Source organism: Acidisphaera sp. L21, assembly GCF_009765685.1.
Lineage (GTDB): Bacteria > Pseudomonadota > Alphaproteobacteria > Acetobacterales > Acetobacteraceae > LMUY01.
On the sequence record NZ_LMUY01000103.1, the window covers coordinates 116,730 to 135,435 of the forward strand.

The 18,706-nt window shown below is 65.7% G+C and carries 24 protein-coding genes; 14 read left to right on the plus strand and 10 right to left on the minus strand.

Features of this window, described 5'->3' with window-relative positions:
• Positions 1–101 precede the first annotated feature (101 nt).
• The 3 genes from hflK (at position 102) to GSQ76_RS20965 (ending at position 3,943) form a co-directional block, all read left to right on the plus strand.
• Complete coding sequence (hflK, locus tag GSQ76_RS20955) at positions 102–1,379, plus strand: FtsH protease activity modulator HflK (RefSeq protein ID WP_158746046.1); 1,278 nt, start codon at positions 102–104, stop codon at positions 1,377–1,379.
• Positions 1,376–2,254, plus strand: coding sequence for a protease modulator HflC (gene hflC / locus GSQ76_RS20960; RefSeq protein WP_254070540.1), 879 nt, complete (start codon positions 1,376–1,378; stop codon positions 2,252–2,254). Before hflK ends, hflC begins: the two co-directional genes overlap by 4 nt.
• Positions 2,255–2,359: 105 nt before the next feature.
• A complete protein-coding gene (locus GSQ76_RS20965) occupies positions 2,360–3,943 on the plus strand; it encodes a DegQ family serine endoprotease (RefSeq protein WP_158746047.1) in 1,584 nt (527 codons plus the stop codon).
• A gap of 42 nt (positions 3,944–3,985) precedes the next feature.
• On the opposite strand, the gene minE is transcribed toward GSQ76_RS20965, so the two are convergent.
• The 3 genes from minE to minC are packed head-to-tail and all read right to left on the minus strand — an operon-like array spanning position 3,986 to position 5,863.
• Positions 3,986–4,252, minus strand: a complete 267-nt coding sequence (gene minE, locus GSQ76_RS20970) for a cell division topological specificity factor MinE (RefSeq protein ID WP_158746048.1) — start codon at positions 4,250–4,252, stop codon at positions 3,986–3,988.
• Complete coding sequence (gene minD, locus GSQ76_RS20975; protein WP_158746049.1) at positions 4,249–5,064, minus strand: septum site-determining protein MinD; 816 nt, start codon at positions 5,062–5,064, stop codon at positions 4,249–4,251. The genes minE and minD overlap by 4 nt, the downstream gene beginning before the upstream one ends.
• Before the next feature lie 31 nt (positions 5,065–5,095).
• Complete coding sequence (gene minC, locus GSQ76_RS20980; protein ID WP_408836998.1) at positions 5,096–5,863, minus strand: septum site-determining protein MinC; 768 nt, start codon at positions 5,861–5,863, stop codon at positions 5,096–5,098.
• Between the two features lie 109 nt (positions 5,864–5,972).
• Between minC and GSQ76_RS20985 the strand changes: the two genes are divergently transcribed.
• The 3 genes from GSQ76_RS20985 to GSQ76_RS20995 are packed head-to-tail and all read left to right on the plus strand — an operon-like array spanning position 5,973 to position 8,715.
• Entirely contained in the window at positions 5,973–6,377 is a 405-nt protein-coding gene (locus GSQ76_RS20985) for a helix-turn-helix domain-containing protein (RefSeq protein WP_254070542.1), read from the plus strand.
• A 35-nt stretch (positions 6,378–6,412) separates the two neighbouring features.
• The gene (locus GSQ76_RS20990) at positions 6,413–7,795 is read left to right on the plus strand and encodes an MATE family efflux transporter (protein ID WP_158746052.1); all 1,383 of its coding nucleotides are present in this window, start codon (positions 6,413–6,415) and stop codon (positions 7,793–7,795) included.
• On the plus strand, positions 7,792–8,715 hold the full coding sequence (locus GSQ76_RS20995; protein WP_158746053.1) for a ketopantoate reductase family protein: 924 nt from the start codon (positions 7,792–7,794) through the stop codon (positions 8,713–8,715). Before GSQ76_RS20990 ends, GSQ76_RS20995 begins: the two co-directional genes overlap by 4 nt.
• Before the next feature lie 46 nt (positions 8,716–8,761).
• Here GSQ76_RS20995 and GSQ76_RS21000 read toward each other — a convergent pair whose 3' ends face one another.
• A complete protein-coding gene (locus GSQ76_RS21000; RefSeq protein ID WP_158746054.1) occupies positions 8,762–9,964 on the minus strand; it encodes an alpha/beta hydrolase in 1,203 nt (400 codons plus the stop codon).
• Positions 9,965–10,085: 121 nt separating this feature from the next.
• On the opposite strand from GSQ76_RS21000, the gene eno reads away from it, so the two are divergent.
• Together eno and GSQ76_RS21010 are read left to right on the plus strand one after the other, a co-directional pair.
• The gene (gene eno, locus GSQ76_RS21005; RefSeq protein ID WP_158746055.1) at positions 10,086–11,363 is read left to right on the plus strand and encodes a phosphopyruvate hydratase; all 1,278 of its coding nucleotides are present in this window, start codon (positions 10,086–10,088) and stop codon (positions 11,361–11,363) included.
• 120 nt (positions 11,364–11,483) lie between these two features.
• A complete protein-coding gene (locus GSQ76_RS21010; protein ID WP_158746056.1) occupies positions 11,484–11,813 on the plus strand; it encodes a septum formation initiator family protein in 330 nt (109 codons plus the stop codon).
• On the opposite strand, the gene GSQ76_RS21015 is transcribed toward GSQ76_RS21010, so the two are convergent.
• The 3 genes from GSQ76_RS21015 to GSQ76_RS21025 form a co-directional block, all read right to left on the minus strand.
• Complete coding sequence (locus GSQ76_RS21015) at positions 11,810–12,187, minus strand: helix-turn-helix domain-containing protein (protein ID WP_158746057.1); 378 nt, start codon at positions 12,185–12,187, stop codon at positions 11,810–11,812. The two genes, GSQ76_RS21010 and GSQ76_RS21015, sit on opposite strands and share 4 nt — an antisense overlap.
• Positions 12,184–12,522 carry a Smr/MutS family protein gene (locus GSQ76_RS32060; protein ID WP_254070543.1) on the minus strand — a complete coding sequence of 113 codons (339 nt, stop codon included), beginning with the start codon at positions 12,520–12,522 and terminating at the stop codon, positions 12,184–12,186. The genes GSQ76_RS21015 and GSQ76_RS32060 overlap by 4 nt, the downstream gene beginning before the upstream one ends.
• Before the next feature lie 259 nt (positions 12,523–12,781).
• Entirely contained in the window at positions 12,782–13,114 is a 333-nt protein-coding gene (locus tag GSQ76_RS21025; RefSeq protein WP_158746059.1) for a hypothetical protein, read from the minus strand.
• A 74-nt stretch (positions 13,115–13,188) separates the two neighbouring features.
• Between GSQ76_RS21025 and GSQ76_RS21030 the strand changes: the two genes are divergently transcribed.
• Both GSQ76_RS21030 and GSQ76_RS21035 read left to right on the plus strand, forming a co-directional pair.
• Entirely contained in the window at positions 13,189–14,133 is a 945-nt protein-coding gene (locus tag GSQ76_RS21030; RefSeq protein ID WP_158746060.1) for an SMP-30/gluconolactonase/LRE family protein, read from the plus strand.
• A gap of 27 nt (positions 14,134–14,160) precedes the next feature.
• Positions 14,161–14,469 carry a hypothetical protein gene (locus tag GSQ76_RS21035; RefSeq protein WP_216851194.1) on the plus strand — a complete coding sequence of 103 codons (309 nt, stop codon included), beginning with the start codon at positions 14,161–14,163 and terminating at the stop codon, positions 14,467–14,469.
• On the opposite strand, the gene GSQ76_RS21040 is transcribed toward GSQ76_RS21035, so the two are convergent.
• Together GSQ76_RS21040 and GSQ76_RS21045 are read right to left on the minus strand one after the other, a co-directional pair.
• On the minus strand, positions 14,447–15,232 hold the full coding sequence (locus GSQ76_RS21040; RefSeq protein ID WP_158746061.1) for an EcsC family protein: 786 nt from the start codon (positions 15,230–15,232) through the stop codon (positions 14,447–14,449). The genes GSQ76_RS21035 and GSQ76_RS21040 overlap by 23 nt on opposite strands.
• Positions 15,233–15,256: 24 nt before the next feature.
• Positions 15,257–15,595: a helix-turn-helix domain-containing protein gene (locus GSQ76_RS21045; protein ID WP_158746062.1), complete on the minus strand. Its 339-nt coding sequence runs from the start codon at positions 15,593–15,595 to the stop codon at positions 15,257–15,259.
• Between the two features lie 97 nt (positions 15,596–15,692).
• Here GSQ76_RS21045 and GSQ76_RS21050 point away from each other — a divergent pair, with 97 nt between their 5' ends.
• Both GSQ76_RS21050 and GSQ76_RS21055 read left to right on the plus strand, forming a co-directional pair.
• A complete protein-coding gene (locus tag GSQ76_RS21050) occupies positions 15,693–15,989 on the plus strand; it encodes a hypothetical protein (RefSeq protein WP_158746063.1) in 297 nt (98 codons plus the stop codon).
• Between the two features lie 13 nt (positions 15,990–16,002).
• Positions 16,003–16,563: a hypothetical protein gene (locus GSQ76_RS21055; RefSeq protein WP_158746064.1), complete on the plus strand. Its 561-nt coding sequence runs from the start codon at positions 16,003–16,005 to the stop codon at positions 16,561–16,563.
• Between the two features lie 3 nt (positions 16,564–16,566).
• Here the strand turns inward: GSQ76_RS21055 and GSQ76_RS21060 are convergent, their stop codons facing one another.
• The gene (locus GSQ76_RS21060; protein ID WP_158746065.1) at positions 16,567–16,941 is read right to left on the minus strand and encodes a hypothetical protein; all 375 of its coding nucleotides are present in this window, start codon (positions 16,939–16,941) and stop codon (positions 16,567–16,569) included.
• A 106-nt stretch (positions 16,942–17,047) separates the two neighbouring features.
• Here GSQ76_RS21060 and GSQ76_RS21065 point away from each other — a divergent pair, with 106 nt between their 5' ends.
• Both GSQ76_RS21065 and terL read left to right on the plus strand, forming a co-directional pair.
• A complete protein-coding gene (locus tag GSQ76_RS21065; RefSeq protein WP_158746066.1) occupies positions 17,048–17,308 on the plus strand; it encodes a hypothetical protein in 261 nt (86 codons plus the stop codon).
• The gene (gene terL / locus GSQ76_RS21070; RefSeq protein WP_158746067.1) at positions 17,274–18,677 is read left to right on the plus strand and encodes a phage terminase large subunit; all 1,404 of its coding nucleotides are present in this window, start codon (positions 17,274–17,276) and stop codon (positions 18,675–18,677) included. Before GSQ76_RS21065 ends, terL begins: the two co-directional genes overlap by 35 nt.
• Positions 18,678–18,706 lie beyond the last annotated feature (29 nt).

Consider the following 18,706-nt stretch of genomic DNA (forward strand, 5'->3'; position numbering starts at 1 on the left):
ATGCGGCCAGCCCATATCCGATCCCGGCCACGCCGGGGATATGGCTCACGGATGCTGCAATGCCAACGCCGTCCGTCCAACCGATGAGGAGCGTGGCAGCAATGCCTTGGAATACTGGCGGCAACGACCCGACTCCTGGGCCGTGGGGTTCGCCCGGAGACGGCAACAAGCGCCCCCGGAACGAGGGCAGCAAAGACCGCGGCCCTTGGGGCGGTGGAGGCAAGCGCCCTAGCGGCAGCGGCCCGGGCAACAACATGCCCGATCTGGACCAACTGATCGCCCGTGCCAACGCAGCCTTCCGCGGCATCCTGCCGAACGGCGGCGGCAATGGCGGCCGCCCTGCACTCCCGGGCCTTCCCTTCTCGGGCGGGCGCGGCATGGTGCTTCTGGTTTTGCTATTCGTTGCAATCTGGCTCGCAACTGGCTTCTACCGCGTCCAGCCCGACGAACAGGGCGTGGTGCTGCGATTCGGCGCCTTCAACCGCACCACGCTCCCCGGCCTCAACTACCACATCCCTTGGCCGGTCGAGGCGGCGCTCACCCCCTCCGTCACCCATATCAACCGGGTTGAGGTCGGCTTCTCCCCCGCCGTCGACACTCCCGTGCTGCGGATGACGTCCCGCGGCCTCGTGAACGACGCCGGCAGCCGCGAGCAGAGCAAGCCCGCGGAAAGCCTGATGCTGACCGGCGACGAGAACATCATCGACATCGACTTTGCCGTGTTCTGGCGGGTCCGTGACGCCGGCAATTACCTGTTTAGCGCACGGCACCCGGACGACACCGTCAAGCAAGTCGCCGAAAGCGAGATGCGCGAAGTCATCGGCCGCACCCCGATCCAGCCCGCCCTGACCGAGGCCCGGGCGCAGATCGAAACCGACGTACGCGCTGGCATGCAGGCGATCCTGGACCAGTATAAAACTGGTGTCGAAATCACCCAGGTGCAGTTGCAGAAGGTCGACCCGCCCGCCGACGTGATCGAAAGCTTCCGCGACGTGCAGCGCGCCAACACCGATGCCGAGCGCATGCGCAACGAGGCCGAAAGCTACCGCAACGACATCGTCCCCCGCGCCCGCGGCGACGCAGCCGCCGTCACCGCAACGGCCGAGGGTGCCCGCCAGGCCGCCATCGCCGAGGCCGGCGGCCAGGCCCAGCGTTTCGAGAGCGTGTATGCCGCCTATCAAGCCGCCAAGGATGTGACCCTGCGCCGCCTGTACATCGAGACGATGCAGGCCATCATCTCCCGCACGCCGACCACGGTGCTGGATGCGGGCATCAAGACGCCCATCCCACTGTTGAACCTCGGTGACGCCCAGCCGGCCCAGGCAAGCCCCCCAACAGCACCGGCCGCAGCCGCAACGACGGCGGGGACAAACCAATGATGCGTAGTGGCGTGATCCTCGGGATCGTATTGCTGGTGGCCGTCGCCGCGGCCTCATCTGCCCTGTTCACGGTGCGGCAAACCGACCAGGTCCTGATCACCCAATTCGGCCAGCCCATTCGCATCATCACGGAGCCCGGGTTGCACGCGAAGATCCCGTTCATTCAGACCGTGATCTCGTTCGACCGCCGCCTGCTGGACTATTCCACCCCTGGCGAGGAAGTGATCCTCAGTGACCAGCGCCGCCTGATCGTGGATAGCTTCACCCGCTTCCACATCACCGATCCGCTGCAATACTTCCAGGCCGTCGGCGCACAGGAGGACGCTATTCGCGCCCGCCTCAACTCCGTCGTTACCTCGGCCCTGCGCCGGGTGCTCGGCAACGAAACGCTGCTGGCGGTGCTGTCTGCCGATCGCGGCCATATCATGGGGTTGATCCGCGATCAGGTGAACAAAGAGATGTCCGGCTTCGGCGTCGCCATCGAGGACGTGCGCATCCGTCGCGCCGATCTGCCAGAGGGCAACACCCAGGCCATCCTCAACCGTATGAAGTCCGAACGTCAACGCGCCGCCAGCCAGGCACGCGCCGAGGGTGCCGAGGCGTCTGCAAAGATCCGTGCCGATGCCGAACGGGACCGCACGGTGCTGCTGGCCGACGCCCGCGCCACCGCCGACAAGCTCCGCGGACAAGGTGAGGCCGCGGCCATCGCCACCTCCGCCGCCGCTTTCGGTCGCGATCCGAAGTTCTTCACGATCTGGCGCACGCTGCAGGCCTATCGCGACGGCCTTGCGGGCGCCCAATCTCGGATGATTGTCTCGACCGATGACGATTTCTTCAAGATGCTGCGGGAGGCGCCTGCGACCCCCACCCCCTAGGCGGCGGGTTACATCGTGCCCATCTGCATAGCTCACATGACGTACAGGCTTGTCGCGGAAATGTCCGCGTGATCATCATTGCCGATCTATAGGGGTCCGAACCACATGCGCTTGCTCACCTTGCGCGCCGCGGCGCTGGCCACCGCGCTCACGCCGATCGCTCTGCCAATCGCCACGGTGGTCGCCCCGTTCACCATTCCGCATGCCCAGGCACGCGGGGCGCCGGAAAGCTTTGCGGATCTGTCAGCCACGCTACTGCCCGCAGTGGTGAACATCTCGTCCCAGCAGGCGATCCAGGCCAAGGCTGACCGGCCGGATGGCCCCGGCGCCCCACAATTCCCCCAGGGCTCCCCGTTCGAGCAGTTCTTCCGCGACTTCATGGAGCGTCATGGCGCACCAGGTGGTGGCGGCGGGAATGGCGGCGGCGGTCAGAATCGCGGCGACAATGGTGGCGGCGGCGGCGGCGATGCTCCCCAGCGCCGTGGCGTCGCTCTCGGCTCCGGCTTCATCATCGATCCGGCCGGCTACATCGTCACGAACAACCATGTGATTGAGGGCGCCGATGAGATTACCGTAACCCTGCACGATGGCACCTCGCTCAAGGCCAAGCTGATCGGCCACGACGACCGCACCGACGTTGCCCTGCTGAAGGTCGAAAGCCCGACGCCTCTCCCGGCCGTCCCCTTCGCCGACAGTGACACGGCGCGGGTCGGCGATTGGGTGATCGCGATCGGCAACCCCTTCGGCCTGGGCGGCTCGGTCACCGCCGGCATCGTCAGCGCGCGCGGCCGCGACATCCGCCAGGGCCCCTACGACGACTTCATCCAGACCGACGCGGCCATCAACCGCGGCAACTCGGGCGGTCCGCTGTTCAACATGGATGGCCAGGTCATCGGCATCAACACCGCCATCTACTCCCCGTCCGGCGGCTCCATCGGCATCGGCTTCTCCATCCCTTCTAACATGGCCAAGCAGGTCGTGGCGCAACTCAAGGATTTCGGCCACGCCAAGCGCGGCTGGCTTGGCGTGCAAATCCAGCAGGTCACGCCCGATATCGCCGACGGCTTGGGTCTGAAGCCGCCGCACGGCGCCATGGTGGCAAGCGTCACCGACGACGGTCCGGCCGCCAAGGCGCAGATCCATGGCGGCGACGTCATACTGAAGTTCAACGGCATGGACGTGAAGGAAATGCGCACCCTGCCGCGCGTCGTGGCTGAGACGGAGATCGGCAAGCAGGTCCCAGTCGTCGTCTGGCGCGACAACAAGGAACTAACGCTGCAGGCCTCCATCGCCGAACTGCCGGATGACGTGCAGCAGGCCAGTGCCACCCCCACCCCAGCAGCGCCCCCGAAGAAGCCCGCGGACGACACGACCTCGATCACCGGCTTGGGCATGAAGGTGGCTACGATCACCACCGATTTGCGCACCAAATACAACATCGGCGCCGATCAGAAGGGCGTTGTCGTGACCGATATCACTGCCAATAGCCCCGCTGCCCAACGCGGTGTGAAGCCCGGCGATGTTGTGGTGGAAGTGCAGCAGGAAAGTGTGGCCACCGGCCAGGACGTCTTGGATCGGGTGGAAAAGTATCGCAAGATGAGCCGCAAGACGGTTCTGATGCTGGTGCAGAACACTGATGGCCTGCGCTGGGTGCCGATCGCCCTCAGCAGCGACGCCAAAGGCGGCTAAAGTCCACGCCCTCTCCCCGTTAGGAGAGGGCGTATTGGACGTCTAGGCGCGTGCGCGGACCTCTTCATCGGTCGGCATCTCAACATCGATTTCCAATGTCGAGAACGACTCGCCACGGTCCAAATTGACCTTCACCTTGTCCCGGTCGATCGCGATATGCTTCGCGATGACCCGCAGGATCTCCTCCTGCAAGGTTGCCGCCAGGTCATTGCCGCCAACGAATGCGCGCTCGTGCGATAGCAGGATCTGTAGCCGGTCCCGCGCAACCGGGGCCGTGCTACGGCGTGTGAGAAACCCAAACAGGCTCATGCCACCCTCCGCCCAAACAGCCGCCCCAGTAGCCCGCTCTTGTCGCTGTGGACGGTCATCGGCACCGTTTCGCCCCGCAGCCGCTTCGCCGCGTCGAAGTAGGCGCGCGCCGGGGCGGATGTCGGGCTGCTTAACGTCACGGGCGAGCCAAGGTTCGATGCCTTCAGCACCTCCTCGCTATCCGGGATAATTCCTAGCAACGGGATCGAAAGGATTTCCAGCACGTCGTCGGTCTTCAGCATGTCGCCGCGTTCGGCGCGCACCGGGTCATAACGGGTCAGCAGCAATTGCTTCTCCATCCGCTCCCCCCGCTCAGCCTTCGCCGTCTTGCTGTCCAGCAACCCGATGATCCGGTCGGAGTCGCGAACCGACGATACTTCCGGGTTGGTCACCACTACGGCGCGATCGGCATACTTCATCGCCAGCGCCGCACCCTTTTCGATACCGGCCGGGCTGTCGCAGATAACCCAGTCGAACTTCTCGCGAAGCTCACCGATCACCCGCTCCACACCCTCTTCGCTCAGCGCATCCTTGTCCCGGGTCTGCGAGGCCGCAAGCAGCGACAGCGTGTCGACCCGCTTATCCCGGATCAGCGCCTGCGCCAGCTTGGCATCGCCTTGCACGACGTTGATCAGGTCGAACACAACCCGGCGTTCCGCACCCATGATCAGGTCCAGATTGCGCAGACCCACGTCGAAATCGACAATGACCACCTTCTGCCCGGATTGCGCCAAAGCCACACCCAAAGAGGCGGTGGATGTCGTCTTACCCACCCCGCCCTTGCCGGATGTTACGACCAGCACCTCCGCCATATCTATTCCCCCACTCCGAATTCAGAAAACGTCAGGACATCGTGACCATGACGATCGCGTCGCCATCGAGCTTTGCGTGGATCGGCTTGCCGCGAACCGTCGCCGGCATGTCGTCCGCAACCTTGTAGACGCCGTTGATCGCGATCAACTCCGCCTCCATCCGGCGGCAGAACACGCCGGCATCCGCCTGCCCGGCGAATCCAGCAATCACCCGGCCTCGCAACGTGCCATAGACATGCACCGAGCCACCCGCAATCACTTCCGCACCCGATGCGACGGAGCCCAGGACGGTCACGTCCCCCCGCTCGAAATACACAGTCTGGCCCGACCGGATTGGTCCCTGCAACACCAGTGAGTTGACGTCTGGGACCGCCGGTTCCTTGGGTTCGTCCTCGACCACCTCGATGAACCGATCCGCCCGGCCATTCGTCGCGATCGGCGGGCGCCCCCAGGTGTCGCTATCCGTCCAGCCCTCCGGCGCGCCCTCTACTCCGATGATGCGGATATCGCGCTTCTCCAACTCCGCGATCAGCGCCTGATAATCCGTCTTAGGCTCGCCCAGTCCGGAAAAATCGACGATCACCGGCCGGCCCTCGAAGAACGTCGGTGCGCGTTTCATTTGCCCGTCCAGGCTGGCGAGCCAGTCCTCGGTCGGCCACTCGGGCATCAGCACGAGCGCCACGAATGACCGGCCTTTAATTCGGATCGCACTCTTGGCAGGGCTAGACACTGGGCGTGGAGACTCCAATGAGCGTTCGCCTATGTTGGACCATCCGACACTCGCCAATGCAATCGCCACGCGCCGTCCGCAAGACTTTGACGACCAACTTGCATAATGCTAGTATCTTCCGATGCAGAGAACGTCTTTCAGCAGTATGTCCTGTCCCATCGCACGCAGCCTGGAGCATGTGGGCGAATGGTGGAGCATCCTCATCCTCCGCGAAGCCTTTAACGGGAAAACCCGATTCGATGAGTTCCGCGATGCATTGGGGGTCGCCCCAAACATCCTTACGCGGCGCCTGAAATCCCTCGTCACCGCCGGCCTGCTGGAGCGTCGGCGCTACTGCGAACGTCCCCCGCGTGACGAGTATGTCCTGACCGAACGTGGCCGCGACTTCCGCCCGGTCATGCTGAGCCTGATGACCTGGGGCAATCGCCACTTTGCCCCCGAGGGCGCGAACGTCGAAATCGTCCACGCCGAGACCGGCCGCCCGGCCGAACCAATTCTCGTCGACCGTCCCACGGGTCTTCCCGTCGAAGGGCCCGAGTTCAAGATCCGACGAAACCGCACCCCAGAACCCGCAATTGGCTGACATGACAGCCCGCGGCTAAATACAGGGAGGGTGCGATGAGCACGACAACCGCTACCGCCGCGTCCGGGCTCAGCCCCCGGACCCGAACACTGCTTCAGGCGCCGATCCTTCCGACGCTGCTACGTCTCGCCTGGCCCAACGTGCTGGTTATGCTGGCCCAGGCCTCCACCGGACTCATCGAAACATGGTGGGTCGCCCGGCTCGGCACCGACGCTTTGGCCGGCATGGCCCTGGTCTTCCCCGGTGTCATGTTGATGCAGATGATCTCCGGCGGCGCCATGGGCGGCGGTATTTCTTCCGCCATAGCCCGCGCTCTGGGCGCCCGCCGCAATGCGGACGCCGATGCGCTCGTTCTCCACGCAATCGTGATTAACATCATCCTGGGCGGCATCTTCTCGGTCACCGTGCTCATCTTTGGCCCCACTCTCTACCGAGCCCTGGGCGGCTCTGGCGCCTCACTCCAGGCGGCGCTCGCCTATTCCAATGTCATTTTCGGCGCGACCATCATCCTTTGGGTCATGAACGCCTTGGCCAGCGTCATCCGCGGCACCGGCAACATGCTGTTTCCCGCCTTGGTCACTTGCGCCGGTGTCGTCATCCTGGTCCCGCTCTCCCCGTGCCTCATTTTCGGCATCGGCCCATTTCCGGCGCTTGGCGTCGCCGGCGGCGGTTGGGCCCTTTCGATCTTCTATCTCGGCAGCGCAGCCATTCTCGGCTGGTACGTGCTCACCGGCCGCGCCGGGGTCCGCCTCGGCTTCCGCAAGTTGCGCTGGCCCATGTTCCAAGAAATCCTGGCTGTCGGCGCCATCGCTTCCATCAGCTCCATCCAGACCAACGTCACCGTCCTGCTCACGACCGCCCTCGTCGCCCACTCCGGCGGCACGGACGCGGTTGCCGGCTACGGTACCGGCGCACGGTTGGAATACCTTCTCATCCCCCTGGTATTCGGCTTGGGCGCGCCCCTGGTCGCCCTCGTCGGCACCAACATCGGCGCGGGGCAATGCCAGCGCGCCCTGCACATCGCCTGGATCGGCGCCGGGCTCGCCTTCATCATGACCGAAGCCGTGGGCCTGCTCGCCGCCAGTTTCCCGCACGCTTGGCTCGGTCTTTTTGGCACCGACCCGGCGATGCTCGCCTCCGGCACCGCCTACCTCCGCAGCGTCGGCCCAGCCTACGGTTTCTTCGGCGGCGGCCTCGCGCTCTATTTCGCCTCCCAGGGTGCTGGTCGCCTACTCTGGCCGCTCCTAGCCGGGTTTATCCGGGTCATCGTCGCAGTCGGCGGCGGGTGGATCGCCTTGCGCCTCACCGGCTCCCTGGGGTGGATGTTCGTCGCCTTGGCGCTCGCTCTGGTGCTGTATGGCGGTCTTCTGGCCGGCGCGATCCACGCCGGCGCCTGGTTCAAACGAGGAATGGCATGAAACAAAAAATCCTAGTCGTCGGCGCCGGCGCAATCGGCGGATACTTCGGCGGTCGTCTGCTGGCCGCAGGGGAGGACGTAACCTTCCTCGTCCGCCCTCGTCGCGCCGCCCTGCTGGCCGAGCATGGCCTCAATATCCGCAGCCCCCGCGGCGACGTGTCGCTGCCCAACCCACCCACCGTCCAGGCCGGCGCCATCACTGCCCCGTTCGACTCGATCATCCTCAGTTGCAAGGCGTTCGATCTGGGCAGCGCCATCGAATCCTTCGCCCCGGCGGTCGGGCCCACCACCAAGATCCTACCCCTGCTGAACGGCATGGCCCATCTCGACGCCCTAGTCGCCCGCTTCGGCGAGTCCGCCGTGCTCGGCGGCCAATGCGCGATCTCCACCACGCTGGAGGACAGCGGCACCATTCGCCAATTTGGCGACATGCAAGCCGTATCCCTGGGGGAGCGCACCGGACCCGCCTCTCCAACCGCCGAGGCCCTGGCAGCCGCCCTAGCGCCCCAAAACGGTCGCCTCAGCGAGACGATTCTTCAGGATATGTGGGAAAAATGGGTGTTCATCACCACGATTGCCTGCACCACCTGCCTGATGCGCACCACGATCGGTGACGTTGTTGCGGCCGGTGCGACGGAAATCCCGCTCGCCATCGGCGACGAGTGCGCCGCCATCGCCACGAGCGCCGGATACGCCCCCCGCCCCGCCGCCCGTGACCGGTTACGCGCCATGATGACGACGCCGGGCTCGCCCCTCACCGCCTCGATGCTGCGCGATATCGAGCGTGGTGGCCCGATCGAAGTCGATCACGTCGTTGGTGATCTTCTCAACCGCGGTGCCGATGGCGGATCCCCCACCCTCCGCATCGCCTATCTACACCTGAAGGCCTACGAGGCCCGGCGCACGCGCCTCCATTCCTGATCCACCAGCGTGTAACCCCCGACCAGGATTACACGCTAAATCGATGTCAGTGCCTGTGCGCCCGCCGCACAGCTGCCCGCCGTGCCGCAGCACGGCGACGCACCGCAGCACCCCGCGAGACGACCGGCGCCGGCGGATTGCCGATCTTGTCGAATGTGGCATCCAGCGCCTTGGCCGCGAACGCCTCCGCATCTCCCGCCCGCGCCACGACAGCGCCCATGCCAAAGAACTCGTGCGTCGTGCCGCCGTACTCGATCCGGTCCACCGTGACGCCCTGCGCTTGCAACTTATAGGTCAGGAACGTTCCATCAGATTCCAGCGGATCGATCTCGGCCGACACGATCGTCGTCGGCGGCAGATTATGCAGATCCGCTTTGCCGATCAGGTCCAATCGCGGGTCCTGCAGATCCGCCGGGCTGTTAACGGTGTTTTTCACATACCAAAGGATATCTTCGCGCCCCAGTGGGACCGCAGCCTGGTTCGCGATGTAGGACGGCGTCATGGTGTCCGCCCCCGCTACCGGGTAAATCAGCAATTCATGCACCGGCGGCCGGATGTGCGCGTCTCGCGCCGCGATCGACACGTTGATCGCCAGATTGCCACCCGCCGACTCCCCCGCCACCGCAATCCGCCGCGGATCCGCACCCAGGGAGGCAGCATTGGCCAGCAACCAGCGGTATGACGCGAACGCGTCATCATGCGCCGCCGGAAACTTGTTCTCCGGCGCCAGCCGATAGGCGACCGACAGCACCTTCGCATGCGCCTGGCTCGCCAACGCCCGATCGGACGCATCATAGGTGTTCAAATCACCCGTGACCCACCCGCCGCCATGGAAATAGAGGATGATCGGCTCACCCGCGCGACCCGGCGTTGCATCGTACAGCCGCGCCTGCAGCGGCCCTGCCGCGCCGTCCACCTGCAGATCCCGCACCTGGGTGAACACATCTGCCGTGAACGGCCGCCCGGTTTGGGCCGCCTTCACGGCCCTCACGGCGTCGCCCAGCGTCGGCTGCGTGCGCGCCTGGTCCACGGTCAACAGATGGACCGGCTTGGCGCCCAGCTTGACGTAGGTGTCGATCACCGCCGCCATATCCTCGTTCGCCCGCCCATTTGCGTCGAGAAACGGGGTGTAGGTCTGGCAACCCGCCAGTAGCATCAGGCCGCCCAGGCTCACCAACGCACGGCGCGTCCAACGCGCAGCCCCGCCCTGGTGGTGATCGACGCAAACGGCGGAATCGGTAGCTGACATAAGGCATCCTCCATCGCGCGACCCAAATGGCACGGCCTGCCGGGCATGCTCGCGCTTGCTTTGTCCTCCGTGCCATCCTATCCGCGCCGCAACAATACCCTCCATCGGAGAACCCTTCGTCATGGCCGCCATCGCAGACATCGTCGCCCGCGAGATTCTCGACAGCCGCGGCAATCCCGCGCTCGAGGTAGACGTCGTTCTCGACAGCGGCGCCATGGGCCGGGTCGCCGTTCCCTCCGGCGCCTCCACCGGCGCGCACGAGGCGGTGGAACTTCGCGATGGCGACAAATCCCGCTACGGCGGCAAGGGCGTCCGCCAGGCTGCAGCCAACGTCGAAGGCGAGATCTTCGACATGCTCAGCGGCATGGACGCCACCGACCAGGTGAAGATCGACGAGATGATGATCGACCTCGACGGCACCCCCAACAAGGGGCGCCTCGGCGCCAACGCCATTCTCGGCGTGTCCCTGGCCGTCGCCAAGGCATCGGCCGAGGACTACGGCCTCCCTCTCTACCGCTATGTCGGCGGCGTCTACGCCCGCACGCTGCCCGTGCCGATGATGAACATCATCAACGGCGGCCAGCACGCCGACAATCCGATCGACATCCAGGAATTCATGATCCAGCCGATCGCCGCCGCCAACGTGGCCGAAGGCATCCGCATGGGTTCGGAAATCTTCCACGCCCTGAAAAAAGCCCTTTCCTCCGCCGGCCACGCTACCAACGTCGGCGACGAGGGCGGCTTCGCGCCCAACCTCAAATCCGCCGAGGAAGCCTTGGGCTTCATCAGCAAGGCCTGCGAAACCGCCGGCTATCGCCCTGGCGAGGACGTCACCTTCGCCCTGGACTGCGCCGCAACAGAATTCTACCGCGGTGGCAAATACGAGATGGAGGGCGAGGGCAAATCGCTCGACTCCGCAGCCATGGTCGCCTACCTCGCCGACCTGGTCAGCCGCTTCCCCATCGCCTCCATCGAGGACGGCTGCGCCGAGGACGATTGGGACGGCTGGGCCCACCTCACCGCCGAACTCGGCGCCCGCGTCCAACTGGTCGGCGACGACCTTTTCGTCACCAACCCGGAGCGTTTACGCCGCGGCATCAAGGCCCACACTGGCAACGCCGTCCTGGTGAAGGTCAACCAGATCGGCACCCTCTCCGAAACCCTGGAGACGATGGAAATCGCCCACCGTGCGGGCATGGCAACAGTCATGAGCCACCGGTCCGGCGAGACCGAGGACAACACGATCGCCGACCTGGCCGTCGCCGCCAATTGCGGGCAGATCAAGACCGGCAGCCTCTCGCGCAGCGACCGCACCGCCAAGTATAACCAGCTCATCCGCATCGAGGCCGAACTGGGCGCCGCAGCCCGTTACGCCGGCCGATCCATCCTGCGGCGTTAGTGCAACACCCAACTCTTGTTTCGCACGCTCTTGTAATTTCCTCCGCTGTTCACGGACGCGCGAGTCTATGCTGCCCAGGCAGTTAGGCTGCGTTGTTCGTACGGGAAAGAGGCCGGGTGGATGTCGATAGGACGTGCAATCAAGCGGCGGACCAAAGCAGCCATTCCATCAGTCGTTCTGCTGGCGATCGCAGCCTATTTCGGGTGGAGCGCCACGCAGGGCGACCGTGGGCTGCAGGCCTATGCCCATCAGCAAGACCAGCTCCGCCTCGCCCAACTCGATTTGAGCCGCACCAACACCGATGTCGATGTGTGGGAGCGTCGGGTATCCGCCCTGCGCAGCACCCGCCTTGATCCCGATGCTTTAGACGAGCGCGCGCGCGCGATGCTCAACCTCGCCGATCCCACCGATATCGTCGTGATGTACGGCCAGGGCAAAAAGCTCTTCTAGTCGGTGGTTCCGCGACCCGGCGGCGCCTCATCCAGCAATCCGTGGACCGCCGCCACCGTCTCAGGCGGCAAATGCCGGATCCCCCGGGCCAACCGGTTGGCCAACGCCGTCTGCTGGGACGATAATCCGGCGGTATTTACCACCACCCGCGGATGCGACAGCCGGGCCAGGCGCGTCAACTCGTCCGCCTCCTCCCAGATCAGTCCCAACACCTCGCACACCTGGTGCACCAGCCCGGTGCTGGGTATGCCGCGTCGCCCATGCTCAAGCGCCGACACATAGGCGCTGGAAATCTGCAACGCCGCGGCAAAATCCTTCAGCGTCATGCCACGCTCCGCCCGAAGCACCCGCAAGTGCTCTCCAAACGGCGTCATTTTGGCTTCCGCAGCAGCAACCTGACGGAGCCGACATTTGCCGCATGCGGATGCGTCACTGCCAGCACCAGCGGACGCAAAGGCGGAAGATTTAACCATAACGGCAGCTCCCGCCGTATCACCCCGCCATTTTCCCCGCTGCCGCGCCCGGTAATCACTTCCACGCAGCGCACCCGGTCCGCATGCGCCTGGTGCAAGAACGATTGCAGCGCATGGAACGCGTGTTGCGCCGTCCGCCCATGCAGGTCCAGTGTCCGCCCTGGCACCAGCTTGCCCGTCTTCAGCCGCGACCAGGTGCTGTTATCCACCCCTGCCGGCTGCTCCCCCACGCTCATATACGACGCTGCAACCCGCGTGACTCGCGACGGCGCCACGCTTGCCACGGTTATCACCGCCGGCCTCACCGCGGGCGGTGCCACGGCCGGCGTTAGCGCAGGCACCGCCCGCCCCGGCAGCGCGGCAACGTGTTTGGCGTACGCCGCCCACAGTTCCCGATCTACATCCGTTAGCCCACGCCGGGCCATCTAACCCGGCCGAAACGCCGCAAGCATCACGCGCCACCTCGCTGCGACGCGAACGCCCAAAATCTCAACGTCACGCCTCCTCCGCGCTCCCCAAGGCCGCAGTCCACCGCTCCGGGTGCGCCGGAGGCAAACCGGGCTCTATCGCCTGCAACCAGGTCACCACATGCGTCAGAATATCCCGCGCGATGGACCCATGCGGATCGGGTGCAATCTTGCCCCGGCTCCGCTCTAGCCGCTCCGCCAGAGGCGCAGGCGCCAGTACACCCTGCTCCACCAGCTCCGCCAGCAGTCCCTGGTACATGCACAACAACATCGCATGTGTCTCGTTATGCCGATGATCGCGCGTTTCCAGCACGGCACGAATGAGGTCGCGGGACACCGGGTTGTGCGGGGTTTGTTCCATACCGCCCACTTTGAAGCCCCGGGCCCACCCCTGCAAGCGTTGCCCAAAACAATCGAATTGGCTACGCAAACTCCATGACCCAAGAATGGCGCCCCTCAGAACGCTACCCGGATCCGGCTGTCGAAATCCTCGACCCCAAATTTGCACCCTACCGCATCGCCCTTGCCGCCGTCGAACGCCTCTACACCGGCTGCCGCTGGGCCGAGGGCCCGGTGTGGTTCGGCGACATGCGCGCCGTGCTCTGGAGCGACATTCCCAACAACCGCATCCTCCGGTGGGATGAAGCAACCGGCACGACCTCGGTCTTCCGCCAACCCTCCAACAACGCCAACGGCAACACCCGCGATCGGCAGGGCCGCCTTATCACCTGCGAACACGGCGCCCGTCGGGTCACCCGCACCGAATATGACGGTAGCATCATTGTCCTGGCCGACCGCTTCAACGGCGCCCGCCTGAACTCTCCCAATGACGTCGTCGTCAAATCCGACGACTCCATTTGGTTCACCGACCCGGAATTCGGTATTCTCGGCTATTACGAGGGCGAACGCGCAACTCCCGAATTGCCCACCAACGTCTACCGGATCGACGGCCATACCTGCGCAATCACCCTCGCCACCGACGAGATCGCCCGTCCCAACGGCCTGGCCTTCTCCCCCGACGAGCGCATTTGTTATATCGTCGAGTGTGGTGTCCTCCCCCGCCGCATCCTCGCCTTCGACGTTGCTGCCGACGGCCGCAAGCTCATCAACCGCCGCACTTTCATCGACGCGGTGGATGGCACGCCAGACGGCTTCCGCGTCGATATCGACGGCAACCTCTGGTGCGGCTGGGGAATGACTCCAGCCCTCGACGGCGTCATGATCTTCGACCCGGCAGGCACGCCGATCGGCCGAATTGCCCTGCCCGAGCGCTGTGCCAACCTCTGCTTCGGCGGCCGCCACCGAAATCGCCTCTTCATGGCGGGCAGCCAGTCGCTCTATTCCCTCTACGTACAAACCCAAGGCGCTCCCGGCGGTTAAGCTCGGACAACCACCGCAGAACACCTCATGTCCAAACTCATCGTGACGATTCCCACCGACTGGACCCAGATCGTCCTAGCCTGCAAGAAATGCAGTAAAAAACTTCATGGCGGCTTCGGCCCCGAGGGCGATCAATCTCTCCCCAGGGCTCTGAAGACCGAACTGCGCGCCACTGGCCGCCGCCGCTCCATTCGCGTGATCGAGACGAAGTGCCTCGGCCTCTGTCCGAAGAACGCCGTCACCATCCTGGATGGCAACGCGCCCGGCGCTATGCTCGCAATCCCGGCTGGCACCTTGGTCGCCGATCTCCTGGCTAGGCTACCGCCGCGGCCCTGACGGCATCCTCGCCATACACGCGCTCCAACCGTCGCACTGTGAAATGTGCCTTCGCCAACTCCCGGTAATGCGACAGGAAAGCGCCGTTGAGCGCCGCCCCGCCAACTGCGCCCATGACCGGAACCGCCTGCAACGCGAACTTCTGCGACAGTGTCACCCCAAATCGCGACGCCACCTCTGCCATCAGCATCGCCAGCGGCCGGCCTTGCAGCACCAGCCTAGTGCCGAAATAACCCATCTCCGCCTCACGCTCCCCAGGATTGAGCGCGAACACCTGCAGGCACGCCTCTCGCGCATCCGGATCTTCTAGATCCTCGCCCTCCTCCTGCGCGATCCGCGCAATCTCGCGCATGATGGCCAGCGTCGTCACCGCCGCATCCGGCACGAACCCGCCCAAGCCTAGAAACCCGCCAACCGCGCCAGACAGCATCACCAGCGGCCGGGCCAGCCGCTTGCTGCGCATCTGCTCGCCATCGCGGTCCAGCCGCAGCACCGCGACGTCGAACGCCCGTGCCAAGGCCGACTCCACCACCTTCGAGACCATCGACTGCCCTCCCGGCACCGCATTCAGCGTCCGCGTGCCCAGCCGGAAGGTTCGTCCCATCACGCCGCCCACGAGATCAGCCATTCGCATCACCAGGCCGCCGCCATCCCGCAGCCGCCGCATCGCCGCCGCCAGTTCCGCCTGCGATGCGCCATCCATCACCGGCCCCACCGTCGCAACGACCGCGCTGCCGGTCACATCGTTCTGCGTCACACTCATACCCGCCTCCGCACTTGATCCGCATCAAACGCCGGGACCGACCTCAGGCTCCCCCACATCACGCGCCAACCGCCGCGCCAGCCGCAGAACCTCCGCTCGCCCGTCCGCCGCGCACGCGCGATACAGCCGTAGCACCGCCAATTCATCGCCAGTCAGCCCGTCCGATCCGTGCAACAGCGCCTCGACCGAGACATCTAATGCTCGCGCTATCCGTGACAAATTGCCGCTGACTTGCCCGGCCCGGTCGGTCTCCCACTGCGCTACGGCACTGCGCGACACCCCTGTCGCGGTCGCCAGCGCCGCCTGGCTCATCCCCCGATCCCGCCGCCACGCCGCAATGCGCTCCCCGATGCTCCGATCCATCGAAACCTCCTTCCAAAACACACAAACGACGATGAGAACAATTGACGAACAATGTTAGATATACTAACACATAACGATCCACTTCGGATCCCACAAAATGCCAATCGCTATCGCCTGGACGCAGTCCTCGGACACGCGACTGCTGAGTCTACGCGCCCGCGGCTTTCCTTGGTACGCCGTCGCTGCCGACCTCCGCGTCGGACGCAACGCCGTTATCGAACGCGCCCGCCGCCTCGGCCTCCCACCCCTCACCCGCATCCAACCCCCGCCCCGCGCTACCGTCGAACGGGTCGATCGCCAACCGCTTCCTCCCGGCCATCCCATCTGCTGGCAGGCTATCACCAACGGCACGTCCATCGAGGGCGAACCCTATCCTTATCCCGTCTTCCTCTAGCGTCAGGCCCAACATGCCCCAACTCCGTCTCGCAAATCCCCCCGCCACCGACCCACGCGTGGCGCCCCCTCGTTTCGACCGGCACCGCACCAGCCGCAACCCGGCTGCCGCCGCCAGCCCCACGTCACCGCAGATCGACGCCGAAACGATTATCGCCAGACTGGAAGAAGCCGGGCACACACTGCTCTGCCTTCCCCGCACCGGCCCCACCACGGCCCTGCGGCAAACCCGTCACCAATACGTCGCCGAAGCGCTTGAAGCATTCACGACCCCAGACACCACCCGCGCCAGCCCCTCTACGCCGCCCCCTATCCGCATCACCAGGATGGACCAGGCCCTCGCCTGGATCCCCCTCATTCCACCGGATAGGCTCGTCCTACGCCGCATCGTCGGCTGCCGCTGTCTGGTCAGCCCGCTTACCGGTCGCCACCTCTTCAGTTGGCGCCGCCTTGCCCGCCTGCTCGGCGCCGACCACAAGGCCATCCAGCGCTGGCATGCCACCGGCATCGACCTCATCGCCACATCGCTCAACCGCGACGCCGCACTCGTCCGGGCGTGGGACCGCCTGCGCTAACCTTCACCGCCGGCTGAGCACGACGTTCGCCCGGCACCGCGGCGTCGCAAACCGGCCCGTAACCGCATCACCCTTCCGATCACCCTCGAACACTTGCTGAAACAGTTTTCGGTCGGCGCCGGGCGCGCTATTTTGCACCACCACGTGCCCTGCATCCGTCATGTCTCCGGTCAACAAAATCACCCCGTCTGTCGGCGCAAACTGCACCGCCTTGCCCCGCACGGTCAGCACCGCATTCGCCTTTCCACCGGCGTCGAAGCCCGGCCCGCAGGCTCCCTGCTCCGTCGTCACGCTCCCGACATACCGCTCCGTGCCACTGCATCCGCAAACCACCAGCACGGCTCCGAAAACAAAACCCTTGCCCAAACGCCCCATCATGACTTAGGAATTTCCTTATACTGCAAATCACGCCGCCTCAACGCCTCGCTCGACGCGAGCCGCTCAACCCCAACCAACGAGATTTCGCTGACTAGGAAAATAAGCCTTGCCCAAACGCCCCAGCGAGGCCTATCAATCTCCCTACGCTGACCAGCCAAGCATCCCGCTGGCAAGCAACCTCACTCCCCTCGCTATCATCCTCGACACCATGCGCCGACGCTATGCCGAGGGCGACCTCGACGGCGCCGTCGCATTGGCCCGCATCGCCGCCCCCTACCTCCACCCCCGCATCCCTGCTGCCACACCGCCCACGGACCTTGCCGCAATGCCCGATGCCGACCTGGACGCCTTCCGACCTCAAGACTGAGCGCACCCTCCGAAAGAGCATCCGCGCAGACCTCACCGCCTGGGCCACTCTCGCCCTCGCCCCCCGCGGCCAAACTCCGGCCGCCCATCACCGCCTCATCATCGCCGAGCTTGAACGGCTCGCCGATGCCCGAACCGACCGCCTGATGCTGCTACTGCCACCGGGCTCGGCCAAATCAACTTACGCCTCCCTAGTCTTCCCGCCCTGGTGGCTCGCCCGCCACCCCAAATCCTCTATCATCGCGACCAGCCATACCGCCTCCCTGGCCCGGCATTTCGGCCGCGGGGTTCGTGGCCTTATCGAACAGCATGCCCCCCGCCTCGGCTACACGATCGACCCCGCTAGCCACGCCGCCCACCGCTTCGCCACCACCACTGGCGCCGAATACTACGCAACCGGTGTACGCGGCCCAATCACCGGCCGTCGCGCCGACCTCATCCTCATCGACGACCCCGTCAAATCCCAGGCCGAGGCCGACAGCCCATCTGCCCGCGACCAACTCTGGGCCTGGTTCCGCTCCGACCTCGTCACCCGCCTCAAACCCGGCGGCCGCATCCTCCTCGTCATGACCCGCTGGCACCCCGATGACCTCGGCGGCCGCATCCTCGAAGGCTCCGACCCCTGGCGCGTCCTCCGCCTGCCCGCTCTCGCCGAACCGGATGATCCCTTGGGCCGCGAACCCGGCGCGCCCCTCTGGCCCGAATGGGAGGACGCCACCGCCATCGCACGCAAACGCACCCTGCTCGACGAGCGCACCTTCGCCGCCCTGTTCCAGCAGGACCCCCGGCCCCGCATTGGCCGCCTCTTCCACCCCGCCAGGATCATGATCCTGGAGGATGCCCAAACCACCACCGCCGTCCGCGCCTGGGACCTGGCAGCATCCGCCGAGGCCCGTGGCAAGGACCCGGACTTCACCGTCGGGCTCAAGCTCGCCCGCGACGCTGCCGGCGCATACATCGTGCTCGACATCATTCGCTTCCGCGGCGGCCCGCACGAGGTGGAACAGGCCATCCTCGCCACCGCGGCTGCCGACGGGGTCGCCGTCGCCATCGGCCTCCCGCAGGACCCTGGCCAGGCCGGCCGATCGCAGATCCGCTACTTCACATCGCGTCTCGCCGGCTTCCGCGTCATCGCCAGCCCCGAAACCGGCTCGAAGGAAACCCGCGCCATGCCCGCCGCCAGCCAGGTCAACGCGGGCAACATGGCCCTCCGTCGCGCTCCGTGGAACCGAACCTTCCTGGAGGAACTCCAGGACTTCCCCAACGGCGCCAAAGACGACCAGGTTGACGCTCTCAGCCGCGCCATGTCCCTCCTCACCGACGCCCCAGCCCCCGCCCGCCGCGCCAACCTCCCCCTCCTGTCCCGCTAACCAGTCCCCGCGCGGCGCAGGCCGGAGCC